Raw genomic sequence first — 21,120 nt, forward strand, 5'->3', positions numbered from 1 at the left:
CAACAACAAGAAAAAAGGAGACTCGCCATGTACCAACATTTCATCGAAGGCCTGCAACGCCTGGGCCGTGCACTGATGCTGCCGATTGCGATCCTGCCGATCGCCGGCCTCTTGCTGCGCCTGGGCGACACCGATCTTTTGAACATCGCGGTGATGCACGACGCCGGGCAGGCGATCTTCGCCAACCTGGCGCTGATCTTCGCTATCGGTATCGCCGTGGGGTTTGCCCGCGACAACAACGGCACGGCCGGTTTGGCGGGTGCGATTGGTTACCTGGTGATGGTCTCCACGCTCAAGGTGATGGACACGTCCATCAACATGGGCATGCTTGCCGGTATCGCCAGCGGCCTGATGGCGGGCGGGCTGTACAACCGCTTCAAGGACATCAAGCTACCGGAGTACCTGGCGTTCTTTGGTGGGCGACGGTTCGTGCCGATAGTCACCGGGTTCAGTGCGGTCGGATTGGGCGTGATCTTTGGTTTGATCTGGCCGCCGATCCAGCACGGCATCAACAGCTTCGGCGTGTTGTTGATGGAAAGCGGCAGCCTGGGTGCGTTTGTGTTTGGCGTGTTCAACCGCCTGCTGATCGTCACCGGGCTGCACCACATCCTCAACAACATGGCGTGGTTTGTGTTCGGCACCTTTACCGATCCGGCCACCGGCGCGGTGGTGACGGGCGACCTGACCCGCTACTTCGCTGGCGACCCCAAAGGCGGCCAGTTCATGACCGGCATGTTCCCGGTGATGCTGTTCGGTCTGCCTGCCGCGTGCCTGGCGATGTACCGCAACGCTTTGCCCGAGCGCCGCAAAGTGATGGGCGGGATTTTCCTATCGATGGCGCTGACCTCGTTCCTGACCGGGGTGACCGAGCCGATTGAGTTCGCGTTCATGTTCCTCGCGCCGTTCCTGTACCTGATCCATGCGGTGCTGACCGGCCTGTCGATGGCGGTCACCAATATGCTGAATATCCACCTGGGCTTTACCTTCTCCGGTGGGTTTATCGACATGGTGCTGGGCTGGGGCAAGTCCACCAACGGCTGGCTGGTATTCCCGGTTGGCTTGGCCTATGCGCTGATCTACTACAGCGTGTTCAACTACTGCATTCGTCGCTTCAACCTGAAAACGCCGGGGCGGGAAGATATCCAGGTGGTGCAGGCTGAGGTGATGACGGATAACCAGCGCGCTACGGCCTACATCCAGGCCTTGGGCGGTGCGCAGAACTTGCTGAGCGTTGGCGCCTGCACCACGCGCCTGCGGTTGGACATGGCGGATCGCAACAAGGCGGTGGATGCGGAGCTGAAAGCCCTGGGTGCCATGGCGGTCGTCCGGCCAGGTAACGGCGGCAGTTTGCAGGTGGTGGTCGGGCCGATGGCAGACAGCATTGCCGATGAGATTCGGTTGGCCATGCCTTCGTTTGTTGCCAGTGCGCCGGTGGCGGTTGCGTCTGTGGATAAACCGGTGGCGGTGAATGTGCAGGAAGCCGAGAAGTGGCTGAATGCCTTGGGTGGCCGAGGGAATGTTCGCCAGTTGGAAGCGGTGGCGATGACGCGGTTGCGGGTGGAGTTAGGGGATGACTCGGTGTTGTCTGAAGCTGACCTGACGGCTCTGGGTTGCCAGGGTGTGAGCCAGCTGGAAAGCGGTGTTTGGCACCTGTTGATTGGTGACAAGGCATCCGGGTTGGGTGAGGTGTTGGAGCGGTTGGTGAGTGGCCGTGAGGTCGGGGCCAGGGTTTAGAGGTGCAATGGCTGGCCTGTCCTCATCGCGGGCAAGCCCGACTCCCACATTTGAATGTATTCACCGTTCTAAATGTGGGAGCACTTTATGTGTGAGCAACCATCTCGTATCAAACTAAATAAATGCGATAGCTCTTGGAGAATTCGGTATCCGGCACTGAAGCTGCGTTAAAAGCATACTCTCCCTTGGGCCTACCTCCCAAGTCGACGTCGACAGTGCCCTGTTTATCAGGGCCTGATTTGCTGGAAACCAATACATTTTTGCTGTTTCGCACCGTAAAAGTCTGATTGGGTTGGCTTGTTTCGACGCTGAACGTCAACTTAGTGTCTTGGGTTTCCGCGCGCTCAGGAATCAATTTCCCGTGCGAATCGGTCACGCTGTTGATCAAGAATGGCATGATTCTGTCCTCAAACGATTGGAAGAACCTGCAGTAAACGCCTCTTTTACCCCTACCGTAACTGTCAACATTGACAGGTGACACCCCGAATTGCCGGCGATGAGGTCCGTGTGGACAACAAAAAACCCGCTGGCCAAACTGGCCCAGCGGGTTTCGTGTTTATGCAGCCAACGAATCAAAAATCCGCCAACTGCCACACCTCATACGCCGGTGTCTCATACGGGTGACTGAGTTTGAGCGCCGCCACAACAGCCACGATCAACTCGTCCGCCACCACCAACTCCACCTTCCACTCTTCAACCACTTCAACCTGGCCCACCTGCCCGATGAACGACTGGCTGCCGTCCAACGCGCGGAATTGGCCTTGGCCCAGCACTTGCCAGGCGCAGCTGTCGTAATTGCCGATGCGCCCGCCGCCAGCGGCGAAGACGGCGGTCTTCACCGTCTCCACGTGGCTGTCGGGCACGAAGAAGCTGAGCTTATACACCGCCTTAGTTCACCCACACACGGGCGTTGCGGAACATGCGCATCCAGGCGCCGTCTTCGTTCCACTCTTCCGGACGCCACGAGTTCTGCACGGCGCGGAATACACGCTCCGGGTGCGGCATCATGATGGTCACGCGACCGTCGCGGCTGGTGAGGCCGGTGATCCCGCGCGGCGAACCGTTCGGGTTGGCCGGGTAGGTCTCGGTAACCTTGCCGTGGTTGTCGACAAAACGCAGGGCGACGGTGCCGGACAGGTCGGCTTCCAGCAACGCTTCTTCGCTTTCGAACTCGGCATGGCCTTCACCGTGAGCGATGGCGATTGGCATGCGCGAACCGGCCATGCCTTGCAGGAAGATCGAGTTGGACTCCTGCACCTGCACCATGGCGACACGGGCTTCGAACTGCTCGGAACGGTTACGCACGAAGTGCGGCCAGAACTCGCTGCCCGGGATCAGCTCGCTGAGGTTGGACATCATCTGGCAACCGTTGCACACACCCAGGGTGAAGCTATCGTTGCGCTCGAAGAAGCCCTGGAAGGCGTCGCGGGCACGGCTGTTGAACAAGGCCGACTTGGCCCAGCCTTCACCGGCACCCAGCACGTCGCCGTAGGAGAAACCACCGCAGGCCACCAGGCCTTTGAACTCATTGAGGTCAACGCGACCGGCGAGGATGTCGCTCATGTGCACGTCGATCGCATTGAAGCCTGCGCGGTCGAACGCGGCTGCCATTTCCACCTGGCCGTTGACGCCCTGCTCACGCAGTACGGCAACCTGTGGGCGAATGCCTTTCTTGATGTAAGGCGCGGCGATGTCCTGGTTGACGTCGAAGCTGAGCTTGGTGCTCAGGCCCGGGTTGTCTTCTTCCAGGATCACGTCGAATTCCTGCTCGGCGCAGTCGGCGTTATCACGCAGGCGTTGGATCTGGTAGCTGGTCTCGGCCCACTGGCGTTGCAGCAAGCGGCGCTGACCGGCAAATACAGTGTCGCCGTTGAACGAGATGTTGATCTCGCCGTTGTTGATCGGCTGGCCGATCACGGCCACGCAGTCGTCCAGGCCAGCGGCGCTGAATTGGGCGAGTACGTCCGGGGTAGCGTCCTGGCGAACTTGGATCACCGCACCCAACTCTTCGTTGAACAGGATGCCGTTGATCTCGGCAGCATCCTCGGCAACGCTGTCGAGCACGATGTTCAGGCCGCAGTGGCCAGCGAAGGCCATCTCGACAACGCTGGTCAGCAAGCCGCCATCGGAACGGTCGTGGTAAGCCAGCAGGTGGCCGTCGGCGTTCAAGCCCTGGATCACGGCGAAGAAGGCTTTGAGGTCTTCGGCGTCATCGACGTCCGGTGCCTGCTTGCCGAGCTTGCCATGGGTCTGCGCCAGGATCGAGGCGCCCATGCGGTTCTGGCCACGGCCCAGGTCGATCAGGATCAGGTCGGTGGTGCCCTTGTCCATGCGCAGTTGCGGGGTCAGGGTCTGGCGAATGTCGGTGACCGGTGCGAAACCGGTGACGATCAGCGACAGCGGCGAGGTGACGCTCTTGTCGGTGCCGTCTTCGTTCCAACGGGTGGCCATGGACATGGAGTCCTTGCCCACCGGAATGGTGATACCCAGTTCCGGGCACAGCTCCATGCCGACCGCTTTGACGGTGTCGTACAGGCGCGCGTCTTCACCTGGGTGGCCGGCAGCGGACATCCAGTTGGCCGACAGTTTGATGTCGGACAATTTACCGATGCGCGAAGCGGCGATGTTGGTGAGGGTTTCACCAATGGCCATGCGGCCCGACGCGGGAGCGTCCAGCAGGGCCAGCGGCGTACGCTCGCCCATGGCCATGGCTTCACCGGTGTAGACGTCGAAGCTGGTGGCGGTGACGGCAACGTCAGCCACCGGGACCTGCCATGGGCCAACCATTTGGTCACGGGCCACCAGGCCGGTGATGGTGCGGTCGCCGATGGTGATCAGGAAGCTTTTGCTCGCCACGGCCGGGTGGTGCAGCACGCGTTCGATGCTGTCGGCCAGTTCCAGTTGGCTTGGGTCGAAATCATCGCCCAGCTCGGCTTCACGGACCGCCGAACGGTGCATGCGCGGGGCTTTGCCCAGCAGCACTTCCAGCGGCATGTCCACCGGGCTGTTGCCGAAGTGGCTGTCGGTAACCGTCAGCTGCGGTTCGGCAGTGGCTTCGCCGACCACGGCAAACGGGCAGCGCTCGCGTTCGCAGATGGCCTGGAAGCGCGCGAAGTCTTCAGCGCCGACCGCCAGTACGTAGCGCTCCTGGGATTCGTTGCTCCAGATTTCGTGCGGGGCCATGCCCGGCTCGTCGTTTGGAATGTTGCGCAGTTCGAAACGGCCACCCCGGTCGCCATCGTTGACCAGTTCCGGGAAGGCGTTGGACAAACCACCGGCGCCGACGTCGTGGATGAAGCTGATCGGGTTCTTGTCACCCAACTGCCAGCAACGGTCGATGACTTCCTGGCAGCGACGCTCCATCTCTGGGTTTTCGCGCTGTACGGAAGCGAAGTCCAGGTCTGCCGAGCTGGTGCCGGTGGCCATGGAAGAAGCGGCGCCGCCGCCCAGGCCGATCAGCATCGCCGGGCCGCCGAGCACGATCAGCTTGGAGCCGACCAGGATCTCGCCTTTCTTGACGTGTTCTTCACGGATGTTGCCCATGCCGCCGGCCAACATGATCGGCTTGTGGTAGCCGCGCACTTCATCGCCACGCGGGGTGGTGATGGACTGTTCGAAGGTACGGAAGTAACCGGTCAGCGCCGGACGCCCGAATTCGTTGTTGAACGCGGCGCCGCCCAGTGGGCCTTCGATCATGATGTCGAGCGCGGTGACGATGCGCTCAGGCTTGCCGTACGGCACTTCCCACGGTTGTTCGAAGCCTGGGATCTGCAGGTTGGACACGGTGAAACCGGTGAGGCCCGCCTTCGGCTTGGCGCCACGGCCGGTGGCGCCTTCGTCACGGATTTCGCCGCCGGAACCGGTGGCTGCACCCGGGAACGGGGCAATCGCGGTCGGGTGGTTGTGGGTCTCAACCTTCATCAGGATGTGCACCGGCTCCTGCACCGCGCCGTACTGGCGGGTTTCAGGGTCCGGGAAGAAACGGCCGGCGACGGAGCCGACGATCACCGAGGCGTTGTCTTTATAAGCAGAAAGAACACCTTCGCTGTGCATCACGTAGGTGTTCTTGATCATGCCGAACAGGCTTTTTTCCTGGCTTTCGCCATCGATGTCCCAACTGGCGTTGAAAATCTTGTGACGGCAGTGCTCGGAGTTGGCCTGGGCAAACATCATCAGTTCGATGTCGTGCGGGTTGCGCTTCAAGCCGTTGAAGGCGTTGACCAGGTAGTCGATCTCGTCTTCGGCCAGGGCCAGGCCCAGTTCGGTGTTGGCCTTCTCGAGGGCGGCGCGGCCACCGCCGAGCACGTCAATCGCGGTCAGCGGCTTGGGCTCTGCGTGGCTGAACAGGCCGGCAGCCTGTTCCAGCTGGCTGACGATGATCTGGGTCATGCGGTCGTGCAGGCTGCTGGCGATCAGCTCGGCTTCGGCATCGCTGAACTGGCCGGCGACGTAGAAAGCGATACCACGCTCCAGGCGCTGGATTTTGTCCAGGCCACAGTTGCGGGCGATATCGCTGGCCTTGCTCGACCAGGGCGAGATGGTGCCGAACCGCGGCAGAACCAGGAACAAGCGGCCGTTAGGCTCTTGAACCGGAACGCTTGGGCCGTACTTCAGAAGGCGTGCCAGCACTTGCTGTTCGTCGGCGGTCAACACGCCGGTAACGTCGGCGAAGTGAGCAAATTCAGCGTACAAGCCTGTAACAGCTGGAACCTTCTGGCTCAGTTGCTCAAGGAGTTTGCTGTGGCGAAAGGCAGAAAGGGCAGGAGCGCCGCGCAGGATCAACATCTTCGGGACAGCCTCGGGAAGGGGGTGTGCTTTGAGGCCGTGCATTCTAGCGTAAACCGTCGCCAACGGCACCCGAAACGCTACCGGTGGCTGCTGCCAGACGTCAGTTGGCTGGATTACGCCCCTTTCGTGGAGGCGAGCAGGCCATTCGGCGCAGTTATTTTAACCGTCACAATCCCTCGCCAAGCCGCGTTTCTGCGGGCTGCAGCACAGTTTTTCGGGTGCTAGCAGACAACTCCCACGCTGTCGAGATATGGCGCCGTGGGCCGTTTGCGTATACTGCGCAGATGTTCTCCCCAACTGCTTTGCGCCCGCGATGCGCCAAATGGCTCATCGCCACCGGACTCTTCCTGATGCTCAGCGCCTGTGTTGATAAACCCAGCACGCTCGAGCGAATCAAGGAGGATGGCGTATTGCGGGTGGTCACCCGGAACAGCCCGGCGACTTATTTCCAGGACCGCAACGGTGAAACCGGTTTCGAATACGAGCTGGTCAAGCGCTTCGCCGACGACTTGGGCGTGAAGCTGGAGATCGAGACCGCCGACAACCTCGATGACCTGTTCGGCCAGTTGGGCAAGCCCAACGGCCCGGTCCTTGCGGCGGCCGGCCTGGTCAGCAGCGAACAGCGCCAGCAGCAAGTGCGTTTCTCCCACCCTTATCTAGAAGTCACCCCGCAGATCATCTACCGCAATGGCCAGTCCCGACCGACCAATGCGGCGGACCTGGTGGGCAAGAAGATCATGGTACTCAAGGGCAGCACCCACGCCGAGCAACTGGCGGCGCTGAAAAAGCAGAATCCTGCGATTGAATACGAAGAATCCGACGCCGTTGAGGTGGTCGACCTGCTGCGCATGGTGGACGAAGGGCAAATCGACCTGACCCTGGTGGACTCCAACGAAGTGGCAATGAACCAGGTGTACTTCCCCAACGTGCGCGTGGCGTTCGACCTGGGCAACGCCAGCAACCAGAGCTGGGCGGTGGCCGCCGGCGAAGACAACAGCCTGCTTAACGAGATCAACAGTTACCTGGATAAAGTCGAGAAAAACGGCACGTTGCAGCGTCTGAAAGACCGCTACTACGGCCATGTCGACGTGCTCGGCTATGTGGGCGCCTACACCTTTGCCCAGCACTTGCAGCAGCGTTTGCCCAAGTACGAGAAACACTTCCGCGCCTATGCCAAGGAAGAAAAGGTCGATTGGCGCCTGTTGGCGGCCATCGGCTATCAGGAGTCACTGTGGCAACCCGCCGTCACCTCCAAGACCGGCGTTCGCGGCTTGATGATGCTGACCCAGAACACTGCCCAGGCGATGGGCGTGTCCAACCGACTGGACCCCAAGCAAAGCATCATGGGCGGCGCCAAGTACCTGGCCAAGATCAAGGATGAACTGGACGACAGCATCGCCGAGCCGGATCGCACCTGGTTTGCCCTCGCCGCCTATAACGTTGGCACCGGCCACCTGGATGACGCACGCAACCTGGCCAAGCGCGAAGGCCTGAACCCGAACAAGTGGCTGGACGTGAAGAAGATGCTGCCACGCCTGTCGCAGAAGCAGTGGTACAGCAAGACCCGCTACGGCTACGCCCGCGGTGGGGAGCCGGTGCACTTTGTGGCAAACATCCGCCGCTACTACGACATCCTCACCTGGGTGACCCAGCCGCAGTTGGAGGGCAACCAGGTGGTCGAAGGCAACTTGCATGTGCCGGGTGTGGACAAGACCAAGCCGCCGGAAGATAACCCGCAGTTGTAAGACACACTCCCAAACACCCTAAGACTAATGTGGGAGCGGGCTTGCTCGCGAAAGCGGTGAGTCAGTCGCTACACAGTCTGACTGATACACCGCATTCGCGAGCAAGCCCGCTCCCACATTTGGATCTTCACTAGGCTTAAAGGCCGGTGAGTAGATGCACCACTCCGCCCGTCAGCACCATCACACCTGGCACCCCCGCTGCCTTTAACGCCGTAGCATCCACCTTCGCCACATCCTGCAACTGCACCCTCACCCGCGTCAGCGCCACACGCTGCTGCGACTTGAGGTTATCCGCCCCACCCAACGCGTTCAGCACCTCGGCCGACAACAGGCTTTGCGTCGGCGCAGTGACCGTCTCGGCGATCAAATCCGGCGTCAGGGCTTTCCAGAACGCCCGCTGCAATTTCTCGAACATGCTCAAAGCTCCACGACAGGTGAGGTTTCAACAGTGGCCGCGTGATATTGGCGCAGGGCCTCACGCACTTGGGCGGCTTCTTCCAGGCCCAGTACCTGGCGGGCGATGATCTGGCAGTCGGCCAGGTCCAGCTCGCGCACGGTGGCCTTGATGGTGGGGATCAACGGCACGCTGACCGACAACTCATCCACCCCCAAGCCGATCAACACCGGCACGGCCAGCGCTTCGGAGGCCAACGCGCCGCACACGCCCACCCACTTGCCATGGGCATGGGCGGCCTTGACCGTGGTGGCGATCAGGCGCAGCACCGCCGGGTGGAAGCTGTCGGCCTGGCTGGCCAGGCGCGGGTGGTCGCGGTCCATGGCCAGGGTGTATTGGGTCAGGTCATTGGTGCCGATGGAGAAGAAGTCCACATGGGGCGCGAACACGTCCGCCATCAGCGCCGCCGAGGGCACCTCAATCATGATGCCCAGCTTCGGCAACTCGGTGAGCCCCAGCGCCAGCGCTTCCTCTTCAAGAATCTTGCGCGCCAGGTGCAGCTCCGACAGCAGGCTGACCATCGGCAACATGATGTGCAGCCGCGCAAAACCGGCACTGGCGAGGATCGCACGGAACTGTTCGCGCAGCAGTTGCGGGCGTTCAAGGCACAGGCGGATGCCGCGCAAGCCGAGGAACGGGTTGGTCTCGGCGTCCATGGGCACATAGGCCAGCGGCTTGTCGCCACCGACGTCAAGGGTGCGCACCACCAGGTTGCGCCCCAGGCCCAGGGCACGGGCGATCGCGGTGTAGGTGCCGGCTTGTTCCTCGGGGCTTGGTGCGCGGTTGCGGTCCAGGTAGAGAAACTCCGAACGCAACAGGCCAACGCCTTCGCCGCCGAGGGTCAGGGCGTGCTCGACTTCCTGCAACGAGGCTACGTTGGCGGTCACTTCGACGTGATGGCCGTCGCGGGTGGTGGCCGGTAGAGACGCCTGCGCCACATTGCGCTGATGGCGCAGCACCTGGTGTTTGCGGGCGGCCTCCAACCGTTCGATCTCGGCCAGGTTCGGCTCCAGGTGCAGCTCGCCTTTGTCAGCGTCGAGCAGCACCTGTTTGCCGTTGGCCAGCGCCAGCACCTGGGCGGGCACGCCGCATATAGCCGGCAGGCCAAGGGCGCGGGCCAGAATCGCGACATGGCTGGTCGCACCGCCGCCGACCGTGACAAACCCCAGGACTTTGCGGGTATCCAGGCTGGCGGTCTGCGAAGGGGTCAGTTGCTCGGCGATCAGGATCGCGCGCTCCGGCAAATCCCAGGCGCTGTCCTGGACCCCCAGTATCAGTTTCAGCACACGCTGGCCGACGTCCGCCAGGTCGGCCGCACGTTCGGCCAGCAGGGCATTGCCTGAACCTCGGAACAGGTTGGCCGTCGCAACCGTGGCACTGTTCCAGGCAAAGGCGGCGCTCTTGCCCTCATCCAACAGGCTGTGGGCTTGTTCGAGCAAGGTCGGGTCTTCGAGCAACTCCTGATGCGCGCGGAAAATCTCCGCCTGGGCGCTGCCGGCAGCCGTGTCTTGCAGGGTTTGCAGCGCTGCGGTGGCAGCCACCAGGCCACGCGCCAGGGCGGCACGTTCAGACGCTTCATCCGTGCCGTGTTCAGGGATGACCCACTCGGGCTCGATCACTTGCACGACCTGGCCAAACGCCGAACCCGGTGAGGCGCAGACGCCTTTAAGCAACGTCGCCGACAACACCATTGCGATCGGCTCGGCAACACTCGTCACTGCCTCGCCACAGCCTTCGGCCAACAAGGCAACCAACGCCTGGATCGCTGCCTCGGCATCGGCGCCCGCCGCACTCACTTGCAGGGTGTCGCCCTGCACGGTCTGCAACGCCATGATCGCCACCAGCGACTTGGCGTTGGCGCTCTGGGTTTGCTTGTGCAGGTAGATGCTGGCCTTGAAACCCTTCGCCGCCTGGGCGAATACCGCCGCCGGGCGGGCATGCAGGCCGTTGGCATTGGGCAAGGTCAGTGGCTTGGAGAACAGTGCCTCGCCCTCCTCCTCATCCATCGCCTCGGCGGTTTCACGGGGGACTAACTGCAACAGCGGCTGGCCAGCGTCCACAAGACCGCTCGCCACTACGGTAAAGGGTTCGCCGCTGACCACCAGCATCAAGGTCAGCAAACTGCGCGCATGGATAGCCACGTAGTCGGCATCGAACTCGATCAGCGCCTGTCCGGCCTCCACCCGCTGGCCTTCCTGCACCAACCGGGTGAAGCCCTGGCCCGCCAGGTTCACGGTGTCCAGGCCGATATGCAGCAGCACCTGGACGCCGTTGTCATCGGTCACGCTGACCGCATGCCCGCTGTCCTGGATATTGCTGATCACCCCGGCCAGCGGCGCGCACAAGGTCTGCGAGGTCGGGTCGATGCACAGGCCGTCGCCGATCACGCGGCTGGAGAATACCGGGTCGGGGACCTTGTCCAGTGCCAGCAGCACACCGGATAGGGGCGCCAGCAATTCCAGGGGTTTAGATGGGGTCATGACTTCACCTGCTGTTTTGTTCTGTAAAAATCATTGGGTGATGCAACCCCAAGATGACGACGATCCAATGTGGAAGCTGGCTTGCCTGCAATAGCATCGCCTCGGTGTTACTGAAAGACCGAGTCGCCCGCATCGCAGGCAAGGCAGCTCCCACGCAAAGCGCATTCACATGAGTTCGCGCTATTTCCACCAATATTCGACCTGCACGCCAACATTCGACCCATGCCGCGCCGTGCCATAGGAGCCGGTATCAGACAACGCCGACCCCGCCGCCAATTCATTCGCCGCACGCTTGGCCGCTTCGTTCCAGCTTGCATAGGTGTAGTACAAGCGCACCTCCGGTCGCGCCCAGAATTCCGGGCCTTTGGGTGACCAGGTCGGGGCGAAGGTAAATTTGCTCAGTTTGCGTGTACCGCCGGTGGCGTCGACCTGATCATGCCCAAGTTCGGTGACCAGTTTGAACTGCTCGCTGATGGCATACGCCGGGCGCACACCGATGGACATCCAGGTCTGGTCCTGGCTGCCAGGGCGAATGTCTTTCTGGTACACCGCCTCGACCTGCCCACCAAAACGCGGCGTCACCTGCCAGTCGAAAAACTCCACGGCACGGTAACTTTTGCTGCTGTTGTCCAGGAAGGTATTGCCGGTGTAGCCCAGGCCGGTGCCGGGGCCTTCGCCGTACTGCAAGGCGAACTTGTTCTTGCCGCCCAGGAAAGGTTTTTGCACGTGCTGCGCAGTGATCGCCCAGCCGCTGTTGGTGTCACGCCCGCCGGCTTTTTCGATGTAGCTCAGGCCCAGTTCCAGCTCGCCGCCAGGGTTGGTCTTGAAGCCCGCGACGTTGAAGTCGTGACGGGTGGCGTATTCCTTCTGGTACAGGTTGTCCTTGCGCGAAATCGCGTAGCTGTATTTGAGGTCGCCGATCAGCACGTCCTCGATACCACCGCCCGTGGCGCTCTGGTTCCAGTAGTAGAAATCGGAGATATGGATGTCGTTACGTTTGTAGTAACGCCGACCGGCCCATACCGAACCGCCATTGAGCGCGGGCAGGTTGGACCACTGCGCATACATCTGCGGCATGCGCGCGGTGCCGTTATTCTCGCCTTGGAACTTCAGCTCGCGGTCGTATTTGTTATAGAGCGACGCCATTGCATCGACGCTGAGCACCGAGCCGTCGTCCAGGGTGAGCAGATCTTGGCGCAGCTCCAGTTCGGCGTATTGTTCGCATTCGTTACCCAGGCGGTATTTGGTTTGCGCCCCCGGCAGTTGGAAACATTGCTGTGGGCCGCTACCGGTCGAAGTACCCGCGCCACTGCGCAGGTAACCGGCAAATTCCAGTGCTTGAGCGCCAAAGGGCAAGCCCAGGCAAGACGCAACGAGGCCCAGCTTTATTGTTGTTCTCATGAAACGCTCCTTTTATTTTTATTGTTTTCTTACTTTTTTGCTCGACACGATCCCTTGTAGGCGCCGGTTTGCCGGCGATAGCAGTCCGCAGGGCAATAGCGGTCTTGAGGGCGCTATCGCCGGCAAGCCGGCTCCTACAGGGGCGCGTTGTTTCAGTCTTTCAGGTGCAGGACGAAGGACTCATAGGGGCGCAGTGCGACGGTGGCGGTGCGTTGCGGGCAGTCGGGGTAGTTGCTGATCAGCAGGCGCTGCTCGCTGGCCGAGTTGATGACGTCGTCCGGCAGCTGGATTTCGCACGGCGTGCCATAGAAGTTGTTCAGCACCAGCAGGCGCTCGCCGTGGCCTTCACGCAGGTACGCCCAGACCTGCAAATGGTCTTGCAACAGCTGGCGATAAACGCCTTCCTGGATCAGCGGCTCATGGCGGCGCAACGCGATCAGCGCACGGTAGTGATGCAGCACGGAATCCGGGTCGTCCAACTGGCTCTCGACATTGATCTGTGCCGCATTGGCCGGGATCCCGATCCACGGCTCACCCCTGCTGAAACCCGCATTCGCCCCGGCAGTCCACTGCATCGGCGTGCGGCCGTTGTCGCGGGATTTCTGCATGATCGCGGCCATGCTCGACGCCTCGGACTCACCCGCATCGCGCTTGAGCCGGAAGATGTTCAGGGTCTCTACATCGCGGTACTGCTCGATCCTGTCGAAGCCAGGATTGGTCATGCCCAGCTCTTCGCCCTGGTACACAAACGGCGTGCCCTGGAGGAAGTGCAGCGCGGTCGCCAACATCTTGGCCGAGACCACCCGATGCTCACCGTCATTGCCGAAGCGCGAGACCACCCGTGGCTGGTCGTGGTTACACCAGAACAGCGCGTTCCAGCCGCCACCGGCCTGCATGCCCAGTTGCCAGTCGGAGAAAATCTGCTTGAGCTGCAAGAAGTCGAAGTCGGCCTTCACCCACTTCTGCAGGTTCGGGTAATCGACTTTCAGGTGATGAAAGTTGAAGGTCATCGACAGCTCTTTCGACTCTGGCCGTGAGTAGCGGATGCAGTGTTCGAGGCTGGTGGACGACATCTCGCCGACGTTGATCAGGTCATGCCCTTCGAACACTTCGCGGTGCATTTCCTGCAGGTATTCGTGCACGTTCGGGCCATCGGTGTAGAAGCGCCGACCGTCGCTGGTGTCTTCGGGGAAATCGGCAGGCTTGGAGATCAGGTTGATCACGTCCAGGCGGAAACCGCCCACGCCTTTGTCGCGCCAGAAGCGCATCAGCTTGAACACCTCGGCACGCACCTTGGGGTTGTCCCAATTCAGGTCGGCCTGGGTGTGGTCGAACAGGTGCAGGAAGTACTGCCCGGTTTGCGCCTCGTATTCCCAGGCCGAGCCGCCGAACTTGGATTCCCAGTTATTCGGCTGGTCGCGCCAGATGTAGAAGTCGCGGTACGGGTTATCGAGGCTGCTGCGCGCCTGCTGGAACCACTCGTGTTCGATGGAGGTGTGGTTGACCACGATATCCAGCATCAGCTTGATGCCACGCTTGGCCGCTTCGCTGATCAGCAAGTCGCAGTCGGCCATGGTCCCGTAGCTGGGGTCGATGGCGTAGTAGTCGCTGATGTCGTAGCCGTTGTCGCGCTGCGGCGAGCGCAGGAACGGCGTAATCCACAGGCAGTCGACGCCCAGCCATTTGAGGTAGTCGAGTTTGTCCACGATGCCCAGCAGGTCACCGGTGGCGTTACCCGCGTGGCTGTGGAAGCTTTTGGGGTAGATCTGGTAGATCACCGAGTGTTGCCAGTCTTGCATGGTGGGTTCCTTCAGTTGATTTGTGTACAGGCCTCTCGGGCCTCATCGCGGGCAAGCCCGGGACGCGTTTCAAATGTGGGAGCTGGCTTGCCTGCGATGGCGTCGGGTCAGGCGACCCTGTACCCAGGCCGAACAATCTTGATGCTCAACGCACAGGTCAAAACAAACGGCACCACCATCGCGATGACCATGCCAATCACAAACACCGCGATGGATTGCGGCACAATCGAGATAAACCCAGGCAAGCCTCCCACCCCGATGGCCGAGGCCTGCACCTTGTTCAGCGCGAGGAAAATGCTGCCCAATCCCGAGCCCACCAAGGCCGCATAGAACGGAAACTTGAAACGCAAATTCACCCCGAACATCGCCGGCTCAGTAATGCCGAAGTAAGCCGAAATCGCCGAGGTCGACGCCATGCTTTTATCCCGCGCATTGCGGGTCATGTAGAACACCGCAAGCGCAGCGCTGCCCTGGGCCAGGTTGGACATGACGATCATCGGCCAGATAAAGGTGCCGCCCTGAGTAGAAATAAGCTGCAGGTCCACGGCGAGGAACATGTGGTGCATGCCGGTGATCACCAGCGGTGCATACAGCAGGCCGAAAATCGCCCCGCCGACCATGGGTGCCAGGTCAAACAGCGTGACCACGCCTTCTGTGATCAGGATGCCGAGATGACGGGTCACCGGGCCAATGATCGCCAGGGCCAACACACCCGTGACGACGATGGTGGTGATGGGTACGACGAGCAGTTGAATCGCGTTGGGCACCCGCGCCCGCAGCCATTTTTCGATCACGCTCATCACGTAGGCGGCCATCAGGATCGGCAGGATCTGCCCCTGGTAGCCCACCTTCTCAATCTGGAACCAACCGAAAATATCGAAGTACGGCAGGCTCTGGCCGTCGAGACCGGCGACTGCCTTGCCGTAGTTCCAGGCGTTGAGCAGGTCCGGGTGCACCAGCATCAGGCCGAGCACGATGCCGAGGATTTCGCTGCCGCCAAAACGCTTGGCCGCCGACCAGCCCACCAATGCCGGCAGGAACACAAACGAGGTGTTGGCCATCAGGTTGATCAGGCTCCACAGGCCATCCAGGTTCGGATACGCCTCCAGCAACGTCTTGCCCTCGATGAACATGCCCTTGGCGCCCATCAGGTTGTTCACGCCCATCAACAGGCCGGCGATGATCAACGCGGGCAGGATCGGCATGAACACATCGGAGAACACCCGCACCAGGCGCTGCATGGCGTTGGTCTTGTCGGCGCCCTTCTTCTTCACGTCAGCGATGGTGGCGGCGGCGAGGCCGGTCTGTTCGCGCAGGGCGGCATAGACCTTTTCCACTTCGCCGGGGCCGATCACCACCTGGAACAAGCCACCGGTGAAGAACGAACCTTTGACCAGATCGACCTGGTTCAGCGCGCTGCCATTGACCCGGCTCGGGTCCTTGAGCGCCAGGCGCAGGCGGGTCACGCAGTGGGCAGCTTGCTCAAGGTTGTCGCTGCCCCCGAGGTTCTCGAGAATCTCGCGGGCAATCGTCGAATAGTCGTGGCTCATGCTTGGTTTCCACTTTGATTTTTTTATTTGGGGGCAGTCATTGGCAGCACGCCGAAGGCAAAAGTACTCGTCTGTACGAGTTAAAGCAACAACTCGTCTGTACGAGTTACAATTTGTTTATTTTCTGTAGGCGCCGGCAAGCCGGCGCCTACAGAAGGATCGTTCTCCGCAAGCCCAATGGACAAACCCCACCTGTGCCACTAAGGTTCCTGCCTGAACGCAAAGGCACAGAGCCATCCCCATGAGCAAATACAACCAGATCTATACGGATCTGCTTGCCAGCATCACGACTGAACGCCTGCAGCGCGGCACACGCCTTCCCTCCGAAACCGAATTGATGGACAGCTACCAGGCCAGCCGAGGCACCGTACGTCGGGCCATCGAGCAGTTGCAGGAGCGCGGGTTTGCGCAAAAGATCCACGGCAAAGGCACCTTCGTGCTTTCCCCCAACCCGATCGAGTTCCAGCTGGGCGGCATCGTCAGCTTCCACGAAACCCACGCCGACCTGGGCGATGACGTACGCACCGAAGTCGTCGAATTCACCCAGTTCCCACTGGAAGGCTCACTGCTGCAACACATCGAAGCCGAACCCGGCACCCTGATCACCCGCATCAAACGGGTACGGCGCATCGGCGGCAAACGGGTGATCCTCGACATCAACCACTTCGTGGCCGACGTGATCCCCGGCCTGGATCGCGCGATTGCCGAGCAGTCGATCTACGCGTTTATCGAGCAGACCTTGCAACTGCAAATTGCCTACGCGCAACGCACCATCGAAGCCCTGCCGCGCAGCAAGGACGACCAGACACACCTCGACCTCGAAGGTCAGAGCCATGTGATCGTGGTGAGTAACCAGACGTTTTTGCAGGACGGGCGGCAGTTCGAGTACACCGAGTCGCGGCATACGTTGGATAAGTTTTACTTTTCGGATATTGCGCGGCGCTGAGCAGCCTGACGCGCCCACTGTAGGAGCCGGCTTGCCGGCGATGGCATCCTTGAACCCGCCACATCATTCATGGGCCTCATCGCTGGCAAGCCAGCTCCTACAGAGAATCGGGGTGATCCATTTACCGTATTCCATAAACACAAAACCCCGGCACTTGGCCGGGGTTTTGTTATTCAACGTTCACCTGCTACCGCAGGATCACTCCCACTCAATCGTCGCCGGCGGCTTGCTCGACACGTCGTAAGTCACGCGCGAAATACCTTCGATCTCATTGATGATACGGCCGCTGACAGTTTCCAGCAGTTCGTATGGCAGGTGTGCCCAGCGAGCGGTCATGAAGTCGATGGTTTCCACCGCACGCAGGGCCACGACCCAGGCGTAACGACGGCCATCGCCTACTACACCAACAGATTTCACCGGCTGGAACACCACGAATGCCTGGCTGACTTTGTGGTACCAGTCGGCCTTGCGCAGTTCTTCGATGAAGATGTGGTCGGCGCGACGCAGCAGGTCGGCGTATTCCTTTTTCACTTCACCGAGGATACGCACGCCCAGGCCCGGGCCTGGGAATGGGTGGCGGTAGACCATGTCGTACGGCAGGCCGAGTTCCAGGCCCAGACGGCGGACTTCGTCCTTGAACAGTTCGCGCAGCGGCTCTACCAGCTTGAGGTTCATTTCCTCAGGCAGGCCACCCACGTTGTGGTGGGACTTGATCACGTGGGCCTTGCCGCTCTTGGCGCCGGCCGACTCGATCACGTCAGGGTAGATGGTGCCCTGGGCGAGGAACTTGATGTTGTCCAGTTTGTTGGACTGGGCATCGAAGACGTCGATGAAGGTGCGACCGATGATCTTGCGCTTCTTCTCTGGGTCGGACTCGCCGGCCAGGTTGTTGAGGAATTGGTCCTCGGCGTTGGCGCGGATCACCTTGACGCCCATGTTCTCGGCGAACATGGCCATCACCTGCTCGCCTTCGTGCAGGCGCAGCAGGCCGTTGTCGACGAAGACGCAGGTCAGTTGGTCGCCAATGGCTTTGTGCAGCAAGGCTGCTACCACGGAGGAGTCAACGCCGCCGGACAGGCCGAGCAGGACGTTGTCGGTGCCGACCTGGGCGCGCACCTGGGCGATGGCGTCTTCAGCGATCTTCGACGGGGTCCACAGGGCCTCACACTCGCAGATGTCGAGGATGAAGCGCGACAGGATGCGGCCGCCTTGCTTGGTGTGGGTCACTTCCGGGTGGAACTGCACGCCGTAGTAGCGGCGCTCGTCGCTGAACATGCCGGCGATCGGGCAGCTCGGGGTGCTGGCCAGGATGTGGAAGTCTTCCGGCATCTTGGTGACCTTGTCACCGTGGCTCATCCACACATCGAGGCCGAACAGGCCGTCGGCGTCGACGTGGTCTTCGATGCCGTCCAGCAGGCGGCTCTTGCCGACCACGTCTACACGGGCATAACCGAATTCACGCAGCTCGGAACCTTCAACTTTGCCGCCCAGTTGCTCGGCCATGGTCTGCATGCCGTAGCAGATGCCGAAGACCGGTACGCCCAGGTCGAATACGGCTTGCGGGCAGCGTGGGCTGTTGGCTTCGTGCACGGACTCGGGGCCACCGGCGAGGATGACGCCTTTCGGTGCGAATTCGCGGATCGCTTCGTCGTCCATGTCGAACGGATGCAGTTCGCAGTACACGCCGATTTCACGCACGCGGCGGGCGATCAGTTGGGTGTACTGGGAACCGAAATCGAGGATCAGGATGCGGTGGGCGTGAATGTCGAGGGCCATGAAGTCAGTCTCGTCTAATGAATCAGAAACAACTCGGGGCTGAAGAACAGCCCCGGTTACTTAACATTTTGCTGGAAGCATCAACCTACACGGTAGTTTGGCGCTTCCTTGGTGATCTGCACGTCGTGGACATGGGATTCAGCCATGCCGGCGCCGGTGATCCGTACGAACTCTGGCTTGGTGCGCATTTCTTCGATGTCGGCGCTGCCGGTGTAGCCCATCGAGGAACGCAGGCCGCCCATCAGTTGATGGATGATCGCGCTCAGGGTGCCTTTGTACGGCACGCGGCCTTCGATGCCTTCCGGAACGAGCTTCTCGGCGCCTGCCGAGGAGTCCTGGAAGTAGCGGTCGGAAGAGCCTTGCGCCTGGGACATGGCGCCCAGCGAACCCATGCCACGGTAAGCCTTGTAGGAACGACCCTGGAACAGTTCGATCTCGCCTGGCGCTTCTTCAGTGCCGGCAAACATCGAGCCCATCATCACGCAGGAAGCACCGGCCACGATGGCCTTGGACAGGTCACCGGAGAAACGGATGCCGCCGTCGGCGATCAACGGTACGCCGGTGCCTTCAAGGGCTGCGGCGACGTTGGCGATGGCGCTGATTTGCGGCACGCCGACACCGGCGACGATACGGGTGGTGCAGATCGAGCCCGGGCCGATACCGACCTTGACCGCATCCGCGCCCGCTTCGGCGAGGGCCTTGGCGGCAGCGCCGGTGGCAATGTTGCCGCCGATCACCTGTACGTCAGGGAAGTTCTGCTTGACCCAACGCACGCGGTCGATCACGCCTTTGGAGTGACCGTGGGCAGTGTCGACCACCACCACGTCAACACCGGCAGCGACCAGGGCCGAAACGCGGTCGCCGGTGTCTTTACCGGTACCGACTGCAGCGCCCACGCGCAGACGACCTTGGTCATCCTTGCTGGCCAGCGGGTAAGCCTTGGCTTTTTCGATGTCGTTGACGGTCATCATGCCTTTGAGGGCGAATTTCTCGTCGACGATCAGCACGCGCTCGATGCGGTGCTTGTGCAGCAGTTCGCGCACATCGTTCTTGTCGGCGCCTTCCTTGACCGTGACCAGACGCTCTTTAGGCGTCATCACTTCACGGACGGTGACTTCAAGACGGTTCTCGAAACGCACGTCACGGGAAGTGACGATGCCGACCAGGTCGCCATCGTGCAGTACCGGAACGCCGGAGATGTTGTGCAGGCGGGTCAGGTCGAACAGGTCGCGCACGGTGGCGTCGGCTTCGATGGTGATTGGATCTTTCACCACACCGGCTTCGTAACGCTTGACCTTGCGCACTTCGGCAGCTTGCTGCTCGATGGTCATGTTCTTGTGGATGATGCCGATGCCGCCTTCCTGAGCCATGGCGATGGCCAGACGGGCTTCGGTGACGGTGTCCATGGCAGCGGAAACCAGAGGAATATTCAGCTCGATGCCACGGGTTAGGCGGGTCTTGAGACTGACTTCGTTAGGAAGCACCTCGGAATAACCGGGCACGAGGAGAATGTCGTCGAATGTCAGAGCTTCTTGGCTGATACGCAGCATCGCGGGGGCTCCCGAGCGGGAAAATGGAAGCGCGCCATTATATACATGCACCCTGTCGGGCTCAATGTAAAACTCTGACAAACTTGGTAATACTGATAGATGGAGAAAAACAGCCACTGTAGGAGCCGGCTTGCAGGCAATGGAAGTGTTTGAGCCTTGCGCTCGACCATCGGGCGCCATCGCCGGCAAGCCGGGCTCCAGAGTTGCACGGCGGTGGTTTAGAGTTCGACTTTGACCCAGCTCATTTTCTGATCGAGCCAATCGGCAAATTCATCGATAAAGCTCTGTTTGAAGCCCGCCTCCGCCCAGTTGTTGAAGATGAAACCCAAGTTGGAAAACCCGCATTCCTGCAGGAACAGGAAGCCGTTGATGTCGTCTTCATGCCCACACAGCGGGCAGGTGAAGTTATCGGTGTGGCCGGGCATCCAGTCTTCCAGGCTTTCGAACAGTGCTTCGCCGACTTCCTTGAGGCACTCCGGGCAGCCGGCCTCTTCGAGAAAGCCCTTGGCCGGCGTGTAGATGCAGCGCTTGTAGATGATCTCCAGGCCGTTGATCGGCTCATTGAACGGCAACGCCTCTGGGTGCAGCACCACCGCGCGAGCACCGTCGGCCAGGGCATAGCCCATGCGATTGCCGGTACGGCCACAGGTGGTCAGCTCTTCCTTGATGATGTTCTTGCGCACCAGCCAGCGCACGATCGCCCGCGCGCGGGGTTCATGGACAGGCAAGGTGGAGATTTTCGGGACAAGGATGCTTTGGGAATTCATGGGAGTCCTGCGGTGTGGCCACTGGCGCCATCGCCGGCAAGCCTGGCTCCCACAGTTGATTGCAGTCCAATGTGGGAGCCGGGCTTGCCCGCGATGAGGCCCTGAAGGCTGGCAGCTTAATCCCTGCCCC

General features: G+C 61.1%; 14 protein-coding genes. 3 read left to right on the plus strand and 11 right to left on the minus strand.

What is annotated here, in order from left to right:
* The first annotated feature begins 27 nt into the window (after nt 1–27).
* Nucleotides 28–1,734: an N-acetylglucosamine-specific PTS transporter subunit IIBC gene (nagE, locus tag KHP07_RS15115; RefSeq protein WP_214497431.1), complete on the plus strand. Its 1,707-nt coding sequence runs from the start codon at nt 28–30 to the stop codon at nt 1,732–1,734.
* A gap of 109 nt (nt 1,735–1,843) precedes the next feature.
* On the opposite strand, the gene KHP07_RS15120 is transcribed toward nagE, so the two are convergent.
* From KHP07_RS15120 to purL, 3 genes are all read right to left on the minus strand, one after another.
* Nucleotides 1,844–2,131 carry a hypothetical protein gene (locus KHP07_RS15120; protein ID WP_214497433.1) on the minus strand — a complete coding sequence of 96 codons (288 nt, stop codon included), beginning with the start codon at nt 2,129–2,131 and terminating at the stop codon, nt 1,844–1,846.
* Between the two features lie 175 nt (nt 2,132–2,306).
* Nucleotides 2,307–2,618: a YqfO family protein gene (locus KHP07_RS15125; RefSeq protein ID WP_214497434.1), complete on the minus strand. Its 312-nt coding sequence runs from the start codon at nt 2,616–2,618 to the stop codon at nt 2,307–2,309.
* A 4-nt stretch (nt 2,619–2,622) separates the two neighbouring features.
* Complete coding sequence (gene purL / locus KHP07_RS15130) at nt 2,623–6,519, minus strand: phosphoribosylformylglycinamidine synthase (protein WP_078050083.1); 3,897 nt, start codon at nt 6,517–6,519, stop codon at nt 2,623–2,625.
* Nucleotides 6,520–6,806: 287 nt separating this feature from the next.
* On the opposite strand from purL, the gene mltF reads away from it, so the two are divergent.
* Nucleotides 6,807–8,267, plus strand: coding sequence for a membrane-bound lytic murein transglycosylase MltF (gene mltF / locus KHP07_RS15135; protein WP_078050084.1), 1,461 nt, complete (start codon nt 6,807–6,809; stop codon nt 8,265–8,267).
* A 136-nt stretch (nt 8,268–8,403) separates the two neighbouring features.
* Here mltF and KHP07_RS15140 read toward each other — a convergent pair whose 3' ends face one another.
* From KHP07_RS15140 to treP, 5 genes are all read right to left on the minus strand, one after another.
* Nucleotides 8,404–8,682, minus strand: coding sequence for a PTS sugar transporter subunit IIB (locus KHP07_RS15140; RefSeq protein ID WP_078050085.1), 279 nt, complete (start codon nt 8,680–8,682; stop codon nt 8,404–8,406).
* Between the two features lie 2 nt (nt 8,683–8,684).
* Nucleotides 8,685–11,201, minus strand: coding sequence for a phosphoenolpyruvate--protein phosphotransferase (ptsP, locus tag KHP07_RS15145; protein WP_214497435.1), 2,517 nt, complete (start codon nt 11,199–11,201; stop codon nt 8,685–8,687).
* 180 nt (nt 11,202–11,381) lie between these two features.
* The gene (locus tag KHP07_RS15150; protein ID WP_214497436.1) at nt 11,382–12,602 is read right to left on the minus strand and encodes a maltoporin; all 1,221 of its coding nucleotides are present in this window, start codon (nt 12,600–12,602) and stop codon (nt 11,382–11,384) included.
* 152 nt (nt 12,603–12,754) lie between these two features.
* Nucleotides 12,755–14,401 carry an alpha,alpha-phosphotrehalase gene (gene treC / locus KHP07_RS15155; protein ID WP_214497437.1) on the minus strand — a complete coding sequence of 549 codons (1,647 nt, stop codon included), beginning with the start codon at nt 14,399–14,401 and terminating at the stop codon, nt 12,755–12,757.
* A gap of 107 nt (nt 14,402–14,508) precedes the next feature.
* On the minus strand, nt 14,509–15,951 hold the full coding sequence (gene treP / locus KHP07_RS15160) for a PTS system trehalose-specific EIIBC component (protein WP_099494239.1): 1,443 nt from the start codon (nt 15,949–15,951) through the stop codon (nt 14,509–14,511).
* Between the two features lie 241 nt (nt 15,952–16,192).
* Here treP and treR point away from each other — a divergent pair, with 241 nt between their 5' ends.
* Nucleotides 16,193–16,897, plus strand: coding sequence for a trehalose operon repressor (gene treR / locus KHP07_RS15165; RefSeq protein ID WP_214497438.1), 705 nt, complete (start codon nt 16,193–16,195; stop codon nt 16,895–16,897).
* Nucleotides 16,898–17,095: 198 nt separating this feature from the next.
* Here the strand turns inward: treR and guaA are convergent, their stop codons facing one another.
* The 3 genes from guaA to KHP07_RS15180 all read right to left on the minus strand — a co-directional run bounded on the left by guaA (nt 17,096) and on the right by KHP07_RS15180 (nt 20,990).
* Nucleotides 17,096–18,673 (minus strand): glutamine-hydrolyzing GMP synthase, encoded by a 1,578-nt coding sequence (gene guaA, locus KHP07_RS15170; RefSeq protein WP_028617834.1) that lies wholly within the window; start codon nt 18,671–18,673, stop codon nt 17,096–17,098.
* Between the two features lie 80 nt (nt 18,674–18,753).
* Entirely contained in the window at nt 18,754–20,223 is a 1,470-nt protein-coding gene (guaB, locus tag KHP07_RS15175) for an IMP dehydrogenase (RefSeq protein ID WP_038446326.1), read from the minus strand.
* Between the two features lie 218 nt (nt 20,224–20,441).
* A complete protein-coding gene (locus KHP07_RS15180) occupies nt 20,442–20,990 on the minus strand; it encodes a hypothetical protein (protein WP_025859262.1) in 549 nt (182 codons plus the stop codon).
* Between the last annotated feature and the right edge of the window lie 130 nt (nt 20,991–21,120).

The organism is Pseudomonas sp. VS40, from assembly GCF_018587885.1.
GTDB classification, from domain to species: Bacteria; Pseudomonadota; Gammaproteobacteria; order Pseudomonadales; family Pseudomonadaceae; genus Aquipseudomonas; species Aquipseudomonas pergaminensis.